This window comes from Butyricicoccus sp. AF35-5AC, from assembly GCF_003477715.1.
GTDB lineage: Bacteria > Bacillota > Clostridia > Oscillospirales > Butyricicoccaceae > Agathobaculum > Agathobaculum butyriciproducens.
Map to the genome: position 1 here is coordinate 97,337 of NZ_QUDX01000001.1, position 16,431 is coordinate 113,767.

At 56.4% G+C, this 16,431-nt stretch carries 14 protein-coding genes; 6 read left to right on the forward strand and 8 right to left on the reverse strand.

Annotated elements, in window-relative coordinates; translation table 11 throughout:
- Positions 1-8: 8 nt before the first annotated feature.
- From DWZ82_RS00395 to DWZ82_RS00405, 3 genes are all read right to left on the reverse strand, one after another.
- On the reverse strand, positions 9-890 hold the full coding sequence (locus tag DWZ82_RS00395; protein ID WP_118478004.1) for a hypothetical protein: 882 nt from the start codon (positions 888-890) through the stop codon (positions 9-11).
- Positions 887-1,210, reverse strand: a complete 324-nt coding sequence (locus DWZ82_RS00400) for a cyclic-di-AMP receptor (protein WP_110435421.1) — start codon at positions 1,208-1,210, stop codon at positions 887-889. Before DWZ82_RS00400 ends, DWZ82_RS00395 begins: the two co-directional genes overlap by 4 nt.
- A gap of 61 nt (positions 1,211-1,271) precedes the next feature.
- Positions 1,272-2,717 carry an aminotransferase class I/II-fold pyridoxal phosphate-dependent enzyme gene (locus tag DWZ82_RS00405; protein WP_118478006.1) on the reverse strand — a complete coding sequence of 482 codons (1,446 nt, stop codon included), beginning with the start codon at positions 2,715-2,717 and terminating at the stop codon, positions 1,272-1,274.
- A 341-nt stretch (positions 2,718-3,058) separates the two neighbouring features.
- On the opposite strand from DWZ82_RS00405, the gene serC reads away from it, so the two are divergent.
- The 4 genes from serC to DWZ82_RS00425 all read left to right on the forward strand — a co-directional run bounded on the left by serC (position 3,059) and on the right by DWZ82_RS00425 (position 9,070).
- Positions 3,059-4,150: a 3-phosphoserine/phosphohydroxythreonine transaminase gene (gene serC, locus DWZ82_RS00410; protein WP_118478008.1), complete on the forward strand. Its 1,092-nt coding sequence runs from the start codon at positions 3,059-3,061 to the stop codon at positions 4,148-4,150.
- 104 nt (positions 4,151-4,254) lie between these two features.
- A complete protein-coding gene (locus DWZ82_RS00415; RefSeq protein WP_118478010.1) occupies positions 4,255-5,406 on the forward strand; it encodes a 3-phosphoglycerate dehydrogenase family protein in 1,152 nt (383 codons plus the stop codon).
- Between the two features lie 197 nt (positions 5,407-5,603).
- The gene (locus DWZ82_RS00420; RefSeq protein ID WP_158574617.1) at positions 5,604-6,638 is read left to right on the forward strand and encodes a tyrosine-type recombinase/integrase; all 1,035 of its coding nucleotides are present in this window, start codon (positions 5,604-5,606) and stop codon (positions 6,636-6,638) included.
- Positions 6,639-6,802: 164 nt separating this feature from the next.
- Positions 6,803-9,070, forward strand: a complete 2,268-nt coding sequence (locus tag DWZ82_RS00425; RefSeq protein ID WP_118478014.1) for an S-layer homology domain-containing protein — start codon at positions 6,803-6,805, stop codon at positions 9,068-9,070.
- A 177-nt stretch (positions 9,071-9,247) separates the two neighbouring features.
- On the opposite strand, the gene DWZ82_RS00430 is transcribed toward DWZ82_RS00425, so the two are convergent.
- Together DWZ82_RS00430 and DWZ82_RS00435 are read right to left on the reverse strand one after the other, a co-directional pair.
- Positions 9,248-10,324, reverse strand: coding sequence for a DUF4179 domain-containing protein (locus DWZ82_RS00430; protein WP_118478016.1), 1,077 nt, complete (start codon positions 10,322-10,324; stop codon positions 9,248-9,250).
- Positions 10,308-10,799 (reverse strand): RNA polymerase sigma factor, encoded by a 492-nt coding sequence (locus DWZ82_RS00435; RefSeq protein WP_118478018.1) that lies wholly within the window; start codon positions 10,797-10,799, stop codon positions 10,308-10,310. Before DWZ82_RS00435 ends, DWZ82_RS00430 begins: the two co-directional genes overlap by 17 nt.
- Before the next feature lie 496 nt (positions 10,800-11,295).
- Between DWZ82_RS00435 and DWZ82_RS00440 the strand changes: the two genes are divergently transcribed.
- Positions 11,296-12,819 (forward strand): 4Fe-4S dicluster domain-containing protein, encoded by a 1,524-nt coding sequence (locus DWZ82_RS00440; protein WP_118478756.1) that lies wholly within the window; start codon positions 11,296-11,298, stop codon positions 12,817-12,819.
- Between the two features lie 114 nt (positions 12,820-12,933).
- Positions 12,934-13,275, forward strand: a complete 342-nt coding sequence (locus DWZ82_RS00445) for a TIGR04076 family protein (RefSeq protein WP_270554895.1) — start codon at positions 12,934-12,936, stop codon at positions 13,273-13,275.
- A gap of 40 nt (positions 13,276-13,315) precedes the next feature.
- Here the strand turns inward: DWZ82_RS00445 and DWZ82_RS00450 are convergent, their stop codons facing one another.
- The 3 genes from DWZ82_RS00450 to DWZ82_RS00460 form a co-directional block, all read right to left on the reverse strand.
- Positions 13,316-14,359: an alcohol dehydrogenase gene (locus DWZ82_RS00450; RefSeq protein ID WP_118478022.1), complete on the reverse strand. Its 1,044-nt coding sequence runs from the start codon at positions 14,357-14,359 to the stop codon at positions 13,316-13,318.
- A 75-nt stretch (positions 14,360-14,434) separates the two neighbouring features.
- On the reverse strand, positions 14,435-15,178 hold the full coding sequence (locus DWZ82_RS00455) for a DUF554 domain-containing protein (protein WP_118478024.1): 744 nt from the start codon (positions 15,176-15,178) through the stop codon (positions 14,435-14,437).
- 66 nt (positions 15,179-15,244) lie between these two features.
- The gene (locus DWZ82_RS00460; RefSeq protein WP_158575043.1) at positions 15,245-16,411 is read right to left on the reverse strand and encodes a tRNA(Met) cytidine acetate ligase; all 1,167 of its coding nucleotides are present in this window, start codon (positions 16,409-16,411) and stop codon (positions 15,245-15,247) included.
- Positions 16,412-16,431: the final 20 nt, after the last annotated feature.

Genomic DNA, 16,431 nt, shown 5'->3' on the forward strand with positions numbered 1-16,431 from the left:
GGAAACGCTTAGGAAGCGTAACAGATGCGGTAGATATCGCTCGTTAATGCACAGGTGACAGCCGCGGATGCCGCGTTACGCGACACACGGTCGATCAGCACATCGATAAAATCGTAGACCGCCAACAGACGTTCCGTACTGACGGCGCCGGCGAGTGCCTGCGTCTGTTTGCGGAGTGCAGGCTGCAGCGGCTTTTGCGGCAGAGCCTTCGAGACGAAAATCGCGTCCCGGACAGCGGCCTGCAGAATGCCGAGCACGCCTAACAGTGCACGGCGCGGCGTCTTTTCCAGACCCATTGCACCGAGCATCATGCGGTCCTCACGCCGTTCGGCAACCGCAGAGAGATAGGGTGCAAGCAGGCTTGCCGCCTCCTCGTCCGACACCGCCGCATGCGACGGCTCGAGCGCAAATTTAGTGCAGCGCGAGCGCACGGTCTGCAGCAGCGAATCCGGCTGCTCGGCGGTCAGAATGAAGAACGCATACGAAGGCGGCTCCTCCAGCTCCTTGAGCAGCGCATTCTGCGCCATGGGATTGAGATTCTGTGCATGGTGAATGACTGTCACACGGCGTTCTCCGTCGTTCGGGATAATGGCGTTTTCCGCCTTGAGCTGACGCGCCAGATCGACCTTGAGTTCGGCCTCTCCTTCGTCCACGATCATCAGATCCGGGTGCACACCCTGCTCCACCTTGCGGCACGGCAGACAGTTTCCGCACGGATGACTGCCCGTGCCTTCGCATAAAATACCGGCCGCGAGTACAGTCGCAAGGGTTTTGAGCGCCGCCGGATCGTCACCGGACAGCAGCACAGTCTGCGGAAACCGCTCGTTCAGCGCATGCTTCAGGCTGTTTTTGAGCGCATTGTTGCCTGCAAGTGCGTCAAATGAAATCACAGCTTTTCAAAACGCTCGACGTTGAGTACAAATACGGTTGCGCCGCCGACTTCGACCTGCACCGGCGTGGACGGGAAAAAGCCCATGCCGAGCTCAGCGGTTGCCGGCATGATCTGCTTGCGGGAGGAGGAGTGCTCGCGGATGATGTCAAAGCACTCATCCAGCTTGCTTTCGTCCAGACCGATCAGGATCGTGACGTTGCCTGCTTTGAGGAAGCCGCCGGTGGTCGCCAGCTTGGTGATGGAGAAGCCTGCTTTCATCAGGCTGGAGATAACATCCTGCGAATCATCGTAATTGATGATAGCCAGTACCATTTTCATAATAGTAACCCCCTATACGCATTGCTGCGCGGAAACATATCGTTTGCTTGGATGAGATGCGTTATTGATGGACAACAACGGTTATTTCATCTATTGTATTGTACCATCTTTCACGGATAAGTGCAATGTGCGCTCCTGTAATTTTCTCGCCGGGCCAGAGCAGCGGCACACCGGGCGGATACGGCGTGACCGGACGGGCGCAGACCAGACCCTCGGCAGCGGCAGGCTGGACTCTGCCAGTCTGTGAGAACCATGCGTCGCGCACGCTCATCACGCGCTCGGCGGGCGGAAACGGTGCGGACAGGGACGGCAGGGGAAGCGGCTGGCGCCGTTTGGAAATGCGCCGCAGGCCGCGTTTCAGACGGCTGATCGCACCGTTCGGGTCGGAGCCGGTGAGGATGAACACAACATTGCGGTCGTCCGCCATCTCGCACGCCACGCCGCATTCGCTCCACAGCGTATCGGCCAGCTGGTGACCGGTGATGTCGGTTCCGGCGGTGCACACCGTCAGACGGCATGGGTCAAGCGCCGGAAAATGATCCTCGGTCAGTGCGGTGAACATGGTCCGGTGCTGCACATAGGTACGCAGTTCGGCGCAGGTTTCCGCCGAGCGGTGGTACTCCGCGTGACCGGGACCCTCGGTGTAGGCACGCGCAAGGTCAATGGACGCCATAATGGGGTAGGACGGACTGGACGTGCCGAACAGCATGGTGTTTTCGCGCAGTGCGCGGCGGTCCACGCCTGCCGCGGAGAGCAGAACGGCGCCCTGTCCCATGCACGGCAGCGTTTTGTGCATGGAGAGCACGGCCATATCCGCACCTTCCGCGACCGGTGTCGGCAGGCCGACAGCAGGGAAGTGCGCACCGTGTGCTCCGTCTACGAGCAGCAGCTTGCCGTGCGCGCGGCACAGATCGGCAAACTCGGGAATCGCCCGCCAGATGCCGTAATACGTCGGGGAGGTCAGCAGGATTGCCTTGATCTCCGGATGCGCGATCAGCTGTGCTTCCGCATCCTTGACCGGAAGCGCACCGGAAACCGCGAACGGCTCGATCAGCGGTGCAGAAAAGAAATACGGCGTAATGCCGAGCAGCGCGCAGCCGTAGCAGACGGACTTGTGTACCTCGCGGTCGAGCAGGACAGCGCCGCCGCGTCCGACCGCAGTGCCGAGCATGGTCAGAATGCCCTGTGTCGAGCCGCCGGTCAGGAAAAAGCAGTCCTCCGCGCTGAAATACCGCGCGGCGGCAACCTCCGCATCGCGGATAGGGCCTTCACCGGTGTACAGGTTGCCGGTACCGTAGGTTTCGGTAAAGTCGATGGCAAAAATATCCGCATAGGTGTTGAAAACCGGCTCACCCTTGTGCCCGGGCATGTGAAACCGCGCGGAGTCGCCGGTCTCGAGCAGCTGCAGAGCATGGAACAGCGGCGCCGTTGTGAACGGCATCAGGCGGTTGATCTGTCTGTGATTGGGACGGTGGCTGTGCGGCGCAGCCGGTCGGCGGTGGTGCATAGTTGAGTTGGCTCCTTACATTATTGTGCTATAATACAGTATAACACATAATTAGGAATTAGGAATTAGGAATTGCCGTGATTCACAGGTATGCATTCACCTATCACAAAAAATTACTGATTTTTGATTACGCATTACTAATTTTCATGAACTGTCCACAATGTGCAGACATTCGTTTATTCATTACGGATTTTTTGGGACATTTTTCGGTAGCCAACGGCAGAGCTTTGTATTATAATTAATAATACGTTCCATTCATAAAAGTAATATCACCGCAACAGACTGTGATATGTAAACCGGGAACGTCTTTACGCTTATATTTGAAAGGCAGGCTATTCACTATGGCAGACAATCGTATCTACAATTTTTCCGCAGGCCCCTCCATGCTTCCGGTTCCGGTGCTTGAGCGCTGTGCAGCCGACATGCTGAACTATCAGGGCTCCGGTATGTCAGTCATGGAGATGAGTCACCGTTCAAAGGTATATGACGGCATCATCAAGGAGACCGAGGCTACGCTGCGCCGCGTACTCTCCATTCCGGATAACTACAAGGTTCTGTTCCTGCAGGGCGGCGCTACCACCCAGTTTGCAGCGATCCCGATGAACCTGCTGAAGACCGGCAAGGCTGACTACGCGCTGACCGGCAGCTTCGCTTCCAAGGCTTACAAGGAAGCGCAGAAGTTCGGCGACATGCACGCTGCATTCTCCTCCAAGGAGACCAACTTCGACCACGTTCCGACGCAGGATGAGCTGGATATCCGTTCGGATGCCGACTACTTCTACATCTGCGCCAACAACACCATCTACGGCACCGAGTATCAGTACGATCCCGAGACCCCGGCAGGCGTTGAGCTGGTAGCGGATATGTCCTCCAACATCCTGTCCAAGCCGGTTGATGTTTCCAAGTACGGCGTTATCTACGCCGGTGCACAGAAGAACATGGGCCCGGCCGGTGTTACCGTTGTCATCGTCCGCGAGGATCTGCTCGGCAACTATCCGCTCGAGAAATACCCGGTTATGCTGGACTGGAAGACCATGGCTGATAAGGATTCCATGTACAACACGCCTCCCACGTACGGCATCTATGTACTCGGTCTGGTTGCCAAGTGGGTTGAAGACATGGGCGGCGTAAAGGCTATGCAGGAGCGTGCTGAAAAGCGTTCCTCCATGCTGTACGATTACCTCGATTCGCAGGACTTCTACAAGACTGTAGCCGCAAAGGATTCCCGCAGCCACATGAACGTAACCTTCCGCACCGGCAACGACGAGCTGGACGCAAAGTTTGCCAAGGAGTCCATGGCAGCCGGCATGTCCAACCTGAAGGGCCACCGTTCGGTAGGCGGCATGCGTGCTTCCATCTATAACGCAATGCCGATCGAAGGTGTTGAGAAGCTCATCGACTTCATGAAGAAATTCGCTGAAGAAAACAAGTAACAATAATTGAGAATTGATAATGGAGAATGGAAAATTGCGGTATCGAGCAAGGATAGCGACATTTTCCATTTTCAATTCTCCATTTTCTATTGGAGGATAATCCCATGTATAACGTAAAACTCTACAACAAGATCTCGAAGGTAGGTCTGGACGATCTCGATCCGGCAAAGTACACCTGCTCTGAGGATTTCACCGATTATGACGCCGTTCTGGTTCGTTCTGCCAAGCTGCATGACGTCGAGTTCCCGAAGAACCTGCGCTGCATCGCGCGTGCAGGTGCCGGTGTCAACAACATTCCGATCGACCGCTGCTCCGAGGAAGGCATCGTAGTCTTCAACACGCCGGGTGCAAATGCTAACGCCGTTAAGGAGTTGGTTATCTGTGCACTGCTGCTGGCTTCCCGCAAGGTGGTACAGGGCGCAAACTGGGTTAAGGGCCTCAAGGGCACGCCGGATATCGGTCCTGCTGCAGAGAAGGGCAAGTCCACCTACGCAGGCCCGGAAATCGCCGGCAAGAAGCTGGGCATCATCGGTCTGGGTGCGATCGGCGTTAAGGTTGCAAACGCGGCTGTTGGCCTGGATATGGAGGTCTGGGGCTATGACCCGTACCTGTCGGTTGACGGCGCACTCAAGCTCGACCGCTCGGTCAAGCACGTTACCGAGCTGGACGAGATTTTCGCAAACTGCGACTACATCACCATCCACGTTCCGCTGAACGCTGACACGAAGAACACCATCAGCGCAGAGGCGATCGAGAAGATGAAGGACGGCGTTCGCGTCATCAACCTCGCGCGCGGCGAGCTGGTTGACACCAAGGCAATGGCGAAGGCACTCGAGAGCGGCAAGGTTGCAGCATATGTTTCCGACTTTGCTTCCGACGAGATCCTCGAGCAGGAGAATGCCATCACGCTCCCGCATCTGGGTGCGTCCACGCCGGAGAGCGAGGACAACTGCGCTAAGATGGCCGTTTACGAGATCACCGAGTACCTCGAGAAGGGCACCATCCGCAACTCTGTCAACTTCCCGAACCTCAAGGTTCCGTACGAAGGCGGCTACCGCATCTGCATGATCCACAAGAACATCCCGAACATGATCGCGTCCATCACCTCCGCTGTTCGCTGCAACATCGAGAATATGGGCAACCGTTCCAAGGGTGACTATGCGTACACCATCATCGACACCGCAGAGGCTCCGACCGAGGCCAACCTCGACGAGCTGCGCGCGATCGAAGGCATGATCTCTGTCCGCACGATCTGATTGCCATAAAACTGATAAAACCGCTCTGAATGCAGATTCAGAGCGGTTTTTTGTTGCTTTTCTGTGCAAAATGAATATTGTCGAATTTGGTCGAATTTTCGTAAAATATGGAAATGCAGGACAAGACAGCACCGCAGCTTTCATTGTGCAGTGCTGCCGAATACTGCAGGATGACTATTTTTACAGGAGGCTTCTCAATGGAGAACATACGCATTTACGAGGAGGACGGCTACATTCACTTTATTATGCGTCCGGAGGACCTGATGCGGCTGCGCTACTCGACCGAAGCGAAAACGCCGTTTGCAGACTTCATGGACCGCTGGCTGACCCAGATGAAAACGCAGGTGCGCGAAAACACGATGGACGGCTACCGCTACGCATTTGAAAAGCATATCAAGCCGTTTTTCACCGCACGAGGGACAACGCTTGCTACGGCACGGCCGATGGATTTTCAGGATTTTGTCAACCTGAAATTCGATCAGGGGCTTTCACCGACTTCGATCGTTAAGTTCCATTCCATTATGCACAAGTGCCTGAAATACGCGGTAGCACTGCAGATTATCCCGACGAATCCGTCGGATAATGTCATGCTGCCCAAGCGGACGCGCTTTCGAGGACAGGTGTACGACCGGACGCAGATCAACATTTTTCTGGCAGCGGCGCTGCAGTCGCCGGCAGAGGCGGCGTTCGTGCTGGCGGCAACCTATGGTCTGCGCCGCAGCGAGTGCGCCGGTCTGCGCTGGTGTGCCGTGGATTTTCGGGCACGGAGCATGATCATCAATCATACGGCGGTGCTGTCCTCCGGACGTGTGATCTACGCGGACAGTGTAAAGACCAAATCCAGCTATCGGACGCTGCCGCTGTCCGACTCGCTCCGGCGGTATCTGACCGATCTGCGCCGCAGACAGAACGCCAACCGCAAAAAGTACGGCAAAGCCTACTGCCAGAGCGATTACGTCTGCTGCCGTGAAGATGGTTCGCCGCTCCGGCCGGATTACATTTCGCGTGAGTTCGAGCGGGTGTGCCGCCGCGCGTGCCTGCCGCGCATCCGGTTTCACGATTTACGGCATTCGGTTGCAACGATTCTGCTGCAGCAGGGCTTTTCGCTCAAGCAGATTCAGGACTGGCTGGGGCATTCCGACATCTCGACCACAGCCAACGTTTACGCACATGTGCCGTATGTGGAAAAGGTATCCATCGCCAAGAGCGCAACACCGATTATCGGCAACTGATGTGCATTCTGGGAATGTAACATAATCGTAACATTCCGGCGGGTTGTTTCACCATTGTTACACTTTGCCGCCTGACCTTGTATGAGAGTGCGTGAGTGCTTATAATGTATATTGTATAAGAATAACAAGGATAGAGAACTTTACACAATATACAGGTGAAGCATATGTTCAAAAAAACACTTTCCGCGCTGGCGGTTGCGTGTGTGATGCTGGTGAGTGCGGCTGCGGCCGGCACCATTTTTCCGGCAGAGTACACCGACATTGACGGCGTGACACGCGCAGGCTATCTAGATGAGGACGGCATGACCGTTCTTCCGTTTGCCTACGCACAGGCAGGAGATTTCGCGGACTGCGGACTCGCTGCCGTAGAAAACGAGCAGTGGCAGACGGCGGTGATCGACCGCACGGGAAAGCTCGTCATTGCATACACGGATTCGCCGGTTTCGGTGGATTTTTCGGATACGATAGTTGCGTATCGTTACACTGACCACAGCGTGTATTATGCGACTGACGGCAAGCGCATTGGCTCATATCCGGGCGCGGTCGGCTTCTTTGAGGACGGACTGCTGCTGTGCAGAAATGCGGATACCGGTCTGTATTCCTATGTCAAGCAGGATGGTTCGACTGCCTTTTCGGGCAGCTACCGTAAGGCTGGCGCGTTCTCAAACGGCAGAACGCTTGTGCAGACGCAGGACGGCGATTATCAGGCAATCGACACCGAGGGCACGGTGCTGTACACTCTGCCGAATGACGTAACGCCTTCCTACATGGCGATTTACGGCGAGAGCACGGTGGTCGTCACCAACGGCACCAATCAGGCGCTGTATTCGCTTTCGGAGGGCAAACTGCTGACCGAGTTTCTGTACAACACCATCTCGGAGTTTCACGATGGCGAAGCCATGGTTCGTCAGATCAACCGCTGGGGCATTATGGATACCACCGGCAAGCTGCTGACGGCGCCGACGTATTACTATCTGTCCTACATGGGCGAGGGCCTGTACGCGGCCCGCAGCGAGGACGGTTCGGTTTCCGCGGTGGATGCGGGCGGCAGCCTGTCTTACCGCACACTGAGCTACATCAGCGGCTTCTCCGAGCTGCGCTACGGTCTGTCGTGGCACAACACCGCAGACGGCACACTGATTTTCTTCCGCAAAAACGGCGGCTTTGCAGCGTCCGTTAAAGAGGCGGAGAACCCGACCATTCTGACCGAAAACGTGGTCTGCGTCACGCAGGACGACACCCGCAAATATATTGATCTGCGCAGCGGCAAAACGCTGTTCGAGCAGCCGAAGTCGTTCGACCTTGGCGGCGGCATCACCGCAAGGACTGTGCATTACGAAAAGTTCATGGGCTATCAGCAGGACGGCACGGAGCATGGCTGGGATGTCGATTTTCCGGAGATCAGCGGTCTGAGCGACAAAAAGGTGCAGAGCACCATCAACAGCGAAATCCGCTCGTTCTTCCTCAAGGGACCGTCCGTTACCGCCGAGTATGATGCGCTCGAGGGCAGCTACGGTGCGTCCGTGGAAGGCTCGGTGCTCGTTGTCTGGGCCAACTGCGTGAGCGGCAAAGGCGCCGGTTCGTCGGTCTGGAATAACTGTCTGGCGTTTGATCTGCACACCGGCACGCAGTACACACTGAACGACCTGCTGACCGGTGACTACATCGAGACGGTCAAGCAGCTGCTGCCGGACGATCATGCGATTTATCTGTACAGCTATCCGCGCATCAGCACGAAAGGCGTAACCTATTTTTACAACGAATACGAGAGCGCTTCCCGCAGAGCATACACAGAGGAATATCTGCTGACGTTTGAGCAGCTTTCCGATGTGCTGAACCGGAACAGCGCATGCTATAAGGCACTGCTGACACCGTATTCGCCCAAAGTTTCGGCTGCTGCGACCGGCTACAGCGATGTGAGCAGTACCTGCTGGGCACTGCAGTATATCAATACAGTGACCGAGCGCAAGCTGATGACCGGCGCGAACGGTAAATTCCGTCCGAACGATAAGATCACGGCGGCTGAGGTCTGCACGACCATCGCGCGTCAGCGCGGTCTGTCCGGCAGCGGCGCACTGCCCGCAGACGTTCGCGCAGGCGAGTGGTACTCGGAGGCGGTCAGCGCGGTGTACGCAAACGGTCTGCTCGAGGGCCTGAATGACTTCCGGCCGACGGCTGCCATGACCCGCGAGGACGCGATGCAGCTTTTTGCAAATCTGCTGCAGGCGGACGGCACAGCAGCCATGAGTGATGCGGAAACGGCACAGACGCTGGCGTCTGTCAAGGATGCAGACTCCATCTCGGCAGACCGCCGAAATGCGGTTGCGCTGTGTATGCAGAAGGGTCTGGTGCAGGGCTTCAGCGACGGCACGATCAAACCGCAGGGTACGTTCACTCGTGCGGAGTTCGCAAAGCTGCTGACGACGATTTGATTGAAAATGAAGAATGGAGAATGGAAAATGCTCATGCAGCATTCCATTCTCCATTTTGTTTAGGATGAGAAAACCCCGGAGAATGTACCCTCCGGGGTTTTCTACGCCTATGGATAATGTGTTATCGTTTGAATATAGTATCGCACCGATCTTGCGATAATGCAAGCACTCCGCCGATTATTCTACCGGAATTGTAGTATCACCGATGGTGACGGACGCCACTTCATCAAGCGGGAGAATGGTATCGAACGTGCCCTGGCGGGTGCAGACGGTGTTGCCGTCATGCGGGTCCATGCTGCCGCCGTTGCCTGGCACGTCGATTACAGTGCCGTCCTTCTTATTGATAAGCAGTTTTGCGGAAAATGCGTCCCATGTATCGCGGTGGCTGGCGGGTTCCTGACCGCTTTCGGCATTCTCAAACGGTGCTTTGCCATCAACCGTGTAGACAAAGTTATAGCCGATAGGCGAGAGCAGGACTTTATTGATCGTTGCGGTTTTGCCACCTACTTGAATAGACTGACCGGCAGGCAGTTCAACCGCGCTGTTATCGGCCTCCAGCTTGAACTTGAGATGCCAGGTACCGTCGGCGATGGTTTTGGTTTCAGCGCCGTTATCAGTTACTGCTGTCAGGTCGCCGAGCATAATCTTTGCTGTACCACCGGTCGTAACTGCGTCAGTGTACGACATGGTTTCAACATACTGAATGGCATTATCATTCGGATTTTCGTCATAGAAATAGCTACTGCCGATTGCGCCTTGCGCATTCAGGCCGATATTGCTGTCTGCACGATTCCAGTACACATTCAGCAGACCGGTATCCGGGTTTTTCGTGCAGTCGAACGCCGAACCGTCCTCCTTTTCGAGCGTGTAGGAGATAAGGTAGTTGTAGCCATCAAACAGAATCGCATCCGCGGTGACGGTCACGCCGCCCGCCGTATCGCTCGCGCCGATTGGGCGGCCGATCTGGTCGATGATTTCGGTGTCTGCTGTTGGACCGAATACGCCGGCAAATGCGTCGCTCGCGGACTTGAATACGCCTGTTGCACCCGCACCGATGCTCAGCACCAGAGCGGCAGCCACGCCGACCGCCGTAATGCGCGGGAAACGGCGTACACGATGAATGGCAACCGGATGCTCCGGCTGCTCGGCGGCAGTCATCAGGCGATCAACCATGCGGCTTTTCGCTTCTTCGGAGAAGCAAAGCTCGTCCAGTGCAGAATTATACATTTTGTTATCATTATACTCTCTGTTCATAAAGATCCCCTCCCAAGGTGGTGCGCAGGCTTTTGCGCCCGCGGCTCAGGTGTGCGGAAACGGCAGACTCGCTCTGACCGAGCAGAGACGCGATTTCGCGCACGGAATAGCCCTCGTAGTAGTGCAGATAGACCGCTTCACGGTATTTGCGCGGCAGCGCCATCACCGCATCGAGCACATCGGAATCCGGTGCGGCAGGTGTGGGTGTCGCGGCAGCGGCTTCCAGACCGACATTGCGCCGGTGCGCGGCGCGCAAGCTGTCCTTGCAGGCGTTGGCGGTCGCGCGGATGATCCACGCTTTTTCGTGCGCCGGACTGTCAAAGGTTTGACCGCCGGTCAGCAGCTTGAGGAAGATATTCTGGCAGATGTCCTCGGCATCGTGCGTGGACTTCAAATAGGTGTAAGCCAGCCGCAGGATTAGGTCGGAGTACGTCTGCACCAGACGTTCGGCGTCCGCCCTGTTAAATTGTTTCATTGGTCTCAGCTCCTTTGGAAAGCAACGTTGTTTCACCTATAATACGATTGAGGATTGCGTATCCTGACAGAGAGGATAAATTTATTATAGGTAATCCCGCATAATTGAACAAGAGCGATTTACGAATACATTTTGTGTTCTGATTGAATTGTGCGGTGTTGCCTATAACATAATTCGTTAGCGGGTACCGTTCCCGCGCGCCGCAGCGTACATCGCCCGCTTTTCGTCAAGCGTAAAACCTTCGATTTTGCAAGGGATAGAAAGACACCTGTCCGTCTGCGCGTTGTTTTTCAACAGAATGCCCAAAAAATGCAGGTAAAATTGTAACAAAGTAATTGTTAAAAAATCTACAAATACTCTTTGCAGAAAGCCCTGTTTATGGTATCCTGTTAAAAGAGCACATGCGCTCTGCCGGGAGCGCTCATAAGATAGTATAAAGGGAAGACCCGCTCAATGGGTCGCAAAGGAATTTAGGAGGATAAAACAAGCTATGGCTATGAGAGGTGTAGAAACCCGTATTCAGGAGATCCGCCACCGCATTTTCACCGAGGTTGCCCGTATGGCGTACCATACCGAGTGGCCGACCGACCGCCGTATCGAAGCACTGCCGTACGATATCATGCCGGGTGAGGTTGGCAACATCCGCAATGATATTTTCCTCGAGCGCGCTATCGTAGGCGAACGCCTGCGTCTGGCGATGGGTCTACCGTGCCGCAGCGCCGCCGAGCACGCGCCGCTGTCCGACAACATCGAGGCTGCCACCCGCGAGGAGACCTACTACACGCCGCCGCTGATCAACGTCATCAAGTTCGCATGCCATGCCTGCAAGGAAAATGAGGTCATGGTCACGGACGGCTGTCAGGGCTGCATGGCGCATCCGTGCGTTGAGGTATGTCCCAAGGGCGCAGTATCGCTCGATCGCTTCAACGGCCGTTCTGTTATCGATCAGGAGAAGTGCATCAAGTGCGGCCGCTGCATGGATGTCTGCCAGTATCACGCCATCATCCGTCAGGAGCGCCCGTGCGCGGCAGCCTGCGGCATGGATGCCATCCACAGCGACTGCAATGGCAGAGCAGATATTGATTACGAGAAGTGCGTTTCCTGCGGTCAGTGTCTGGTAAACTGCCCGTTCGGCGCGATCGCAGACAAGTCGCAGATCTTCCAGATGATCCGCGCCATTCAGGCGGGCGAGCGTGTCTACGCCGCTGTCGCACCGGCGTTTGTCGGCCAGTTCGGCCCGAAGATGACACCGGGCAAGCTGCGTGCCGCGATGAAGCGCCTCGGCTTTGCGGATATTATTGAGGTCGCGATCGGCGCGGACCTGTGCGCCGCACAGGAGGCCGAGGACTTCGTTAAGGAAGTACCGGAAAAACTGCCGTTCATGGCAACATCCTGCTGTCCGGCATGGTCCGCAATGGCGAAAAAGCTGTTCCCGGATCAGGCAAACTGCATCTCGATGGCCCTCACCCCGATGACGCTGACCGCTCGACTGGTCAAGCACCATCAGCCGGGCGCAAAGGTTGCGTTTATCGGACCGTGCGCGGCAAAGAAGCTCGAAGCAATGCGTTCGGACGTACGAAGCGAGGTCGATTTCGTGCTGACGTTCGAGGAGATGGCCGGTATTTTCGCCGCACGCCATATCGACGTGGAAAATCTCAAGGAGGATCCGCACGGCATCAACGATGCATCCACGGACGGCCGTAACTTTGCGGTATCCGGCGGCGTAGCCAAGGCCGTTGTCAACGTCATCAACGAGAAACACCCGGACCGCGAGATCAAGGTGGCAAACGCCGAGGGTCTGCGCGACTGCCGCAAGCTGCTGATGGCCGCCAAGGCCGGCAAGTACAACGGCTATCTGCTCGAAGGCATGGCATGCCCGGGCGGCTGTGTAGCCGGTGCGGGCACGATGCAGTCCATCAAGAAATCCGCTGCGGTAGTCGGCATGTATGCCAAGCAGGCGGAACACCAGACTGCAACCGGCACGCATCATGTTGCCGAGCTGGATAAGCTGGTTGATTAAAAAATAATGCTATAAAAGCCACTGTATCGACTGATATGGTGGCTTTCTCTTGAATAGAGCAGGTGAATGGTGATGAAAAGGCGACTGTTCTGAACAACAAAACTGTATCCGGAGCTGCAGCAGCAGTATTGCGCCGACCCGTCCTCTGGCGTGTGCCCCCGTTACAACGTGGGAGATGAATTTGCATTCTACCGCGATGATGTGCGGGACGATTTCTGGCACATGGGTATCAACACGCTGACCCAAACCATCGGTGATGCTGATGCCGTTGCAGGCGGTCCGAAACTGCCGTTCTGCTCCGAGGTCTGGGATGCGATTTCGTGCTGTATCTATACTGGACTGCAGGGCGGCTCGATTATGAAAGGCTGGAGGAAGCGCGAAAACGAGATGATAACCTGCTGTTCGGACGAAGCGCGGCCGGTTACCTTCAAAATCGAGAGAATCGACTGCGAATAAAATGCAAAAGCGGCAGAGGCTGTGCCTCTGCCGCTTGTTTTTACTTCTCCGGAGGTGTAATTGCCACCTTCATTACACCGTCGCGGCGCTTCTCAAACAGATCGTACGCCGCTTCAATCTCATTCAGCGGGAAAATATGCGTGATGAGCGGTGTGGTATCCAGCTGACCATTTTCAATCAGCCGCAGGATTTCTGCGGTGTCGCAGCCATCCACGCCGCCAGTCTTGAAGATCAGGTTTTTGCCGTACATATCGGGCAGGGGAAGCACCTGCGGCTTGTCATACAGTGCAACAACGGTGACAACGGCGTTCGGACGGGCGCACTCCCATGCAAGACGAAAGCTTTCGTTCGAGCCTGCCACCTCGCAGACCACATCCGCACCGCCGTGCGGGCTGTTCAGCTGCACGAACTCCTGCGCGTGGTCGGGCGTGATGGTGAGCACATCGGGATAGCGCTCGCGCACAAAGCGCAGCCGCGCCGGATCGGGGTCGCAGATGATGATCCTGTGTGGGTGATGCAGCATGGCGCACAGCATGGTGCAGATACCGGTCGGCCCGGCACCGAGGATAAGCACGGTGTCGCCCTGCCTGATTTCGGAAATCTTGGCGGCCCAGTAGCCGGTGGCGAGCACATCGCCGGCAAACAGCGCCTGCCGGTCGGAAACCCGGTCGGGAATGACAGTCAGACCCTGATCGGCATACGGCACGCGGACGTACTCCGCCTGACCGCCGTCAATCCGGCAGCCGAGTGCCCAGCCGCCGTTGGGATCGGTGCAGTTGTTGACAAAGCCGTGCTGACAGAAAAAGCAGTGTCCGCAGAACGTCTCCACGTTGACGGCTACACGGTCGCCGGGTTTGACGGTTTTGACTGCCGAACCGACCTGCTCGACTACGCCGACCATCTCATGGCCGACCGTAATACCGGGTACGGCACGCGGCACCGAGCCGTGCTTGATGTGCAGATCGCTCGTGCAGATGCTCGACATGGTAACGCGCACCACCGCGTCTCCTGCATGCGTGAGAACGGGTTCCGGCTTGTTCTGCAGGGCAAACTCACCCTGTTTTCGATAAGTGTAAGCGAGCATAGTTTACGGCTCCGTTTCGTTAAATGTTGTATCCATTATACGGGAGGGCGAAAAGAAAGTCAAACGGTGTCGATTTTATAAGGTGCCGAGAGTCGGGAAAAACCGCGCCAGAAAGAAAAACAGCACCGGCAGGAAGATCGCAGGCAGCAGATTGCCGACACGCAGCTTGCTGTTGAAGATAAGATTCAAGCTAATGGCAAAAATCAGCACGGAGCCGACACACGACATTTGACCAATCAAGACATCGGTCAGCCAGGGACGGATGAATCGTGCCATCAATGTAATGCCGCCTTGATAGAAGAAAATCGGCACAATAGACAGGTATACGCCCTTGCCGAGAGATGCGGCGAAGAGAATCGAGGCAACACCATCCAGAATAGCCTTGGCAATCAGCATGGTTGGGTCACCATTCAGACCATCGTTTAATGCACCGACAATTGCCATTGCACCGACACAAAACAGAAGAGATGCGGTAACGAAGCCTTCAACAAATCGGCTGTCCCCTTTGGCAGCAAAGTGTGATTGACAGAATGCACCGAAATCCTCCAGTCGCTGCTCGATATTCAGCGCTTCACCGATGACAGCGCCGAGTGCCAGACAGAGTATAAGCAGCATGGTATGCTGGGTGCCGATTTCGCCATCCTGTATGGTCAATACTTCGCTGAGTGTTCCGCCTATACCGATAAAGCAGGTGGTTAGTCCCAGTCCCTGCATGACCGTTTTTTCAAAGCGTTTCGGCAGACCGTTTTTTAACAGTATACCGATAGTAGTGCCGATAAGCACCGTGCCGACATTTACAATGGTTCCAAGACCAATCATAAAATCCCCTCGTTTCACTTTACAACGCTAAAGTTTATTGTAAAGCAAAATGAGAGGATTGTCAATTCAGCGCAGACAGAACGGCGTTTTACGGAAATGCCCGCCGCCGATTCTCCGTTCGGGATCGGGAAGTGCAAGCGCAAACAGGTCGTCCGCGAAGGCATCGCGGCAGAGTGCCGCTTGCAGATTTTCGGGCAGCCGTTTTTCCGTTGCCGGCTTGACGATAACGGGCAGGGAGGCGGTTTTCAGCACAGAGCGTCCGCGCACGCCGAGTGCCAGTACGCGCAGATAAGCAGGGGAGACGGGCGCGTCTGCCTCCACATCGAGCACAGCCCGCAGGAGCGCTCGCCGCACACGAGCCGCCGGAAACCGCCGCGTTCGAGCCTTTTCTACAGCATCCGAGAACGAATGTGCCGTATAGACCGCCTTGCACAGCCGCTCGTCAAAGCCGTCTGCCGAGCCGGTCCGCAGTCTGCCTTGGTAGAGTGCCGTCCGCAGCAGCGCGAGCAGCGTGTCCTCCGGCAGAGCGACCGGCGCTTCACCGCAATCTGCGGCCTTCTTCCACACGGCGCGAGCCGCAGGCGGCAGGAACGGTGCGCAGAACGCGAAATCGCCGTTTCGCAAATGCGCTCGCAGCAGACTCGCCGAGGCAAAGCCGCTGTGCGGCGCGTATGCATCGTGGGCCGCGCCCTGCCGGAGCACCGCAAGCGGGCGTATCCCGAGCGGGAGCAGGAAGCGGCAGTATTCAACGGCAAGCGTGTTGTTTGGGTTGTCTAAAAGAGCTGCCGCCTGCTTGTGAACTTTCGCTAATTCCTCCTGCCGTTTGGCGGCGTAGGACAGGTGCGGAGAGCCGGATTCACCCTCCATCGGCAGGCTGTTCAGGAGTTCTGCCGCCTGTAAAAGCAAATCCGCATCCGCAGTCTCCGCGCCGAACGATACCGTGCCGCACCCGAGTGCGTGCAGCGTCTGCACCGCACCCTTGGCGAAGCCCTCCGCCGAGGACAGCGCCGCCGCAAGCGGCAATTCAACCACGAGGTCAGCGCCGCAGCGCACGGCCATTTCGGCACGCGCGTACTTATCCAGCACGGCAAAATCGCCGCGCTGGACGAAATTGCCGCTCATCACGCACACGATCACGGCGTTTTCGCCGAGGCTGCGCCGGGTTTCGGCAATATGGTGCAGATGGCCCGTGTGAAACGGATTATACTCGGCGGTGATGCCGCATACAGTCATGGCGGTGCTCCTTTCAGTGA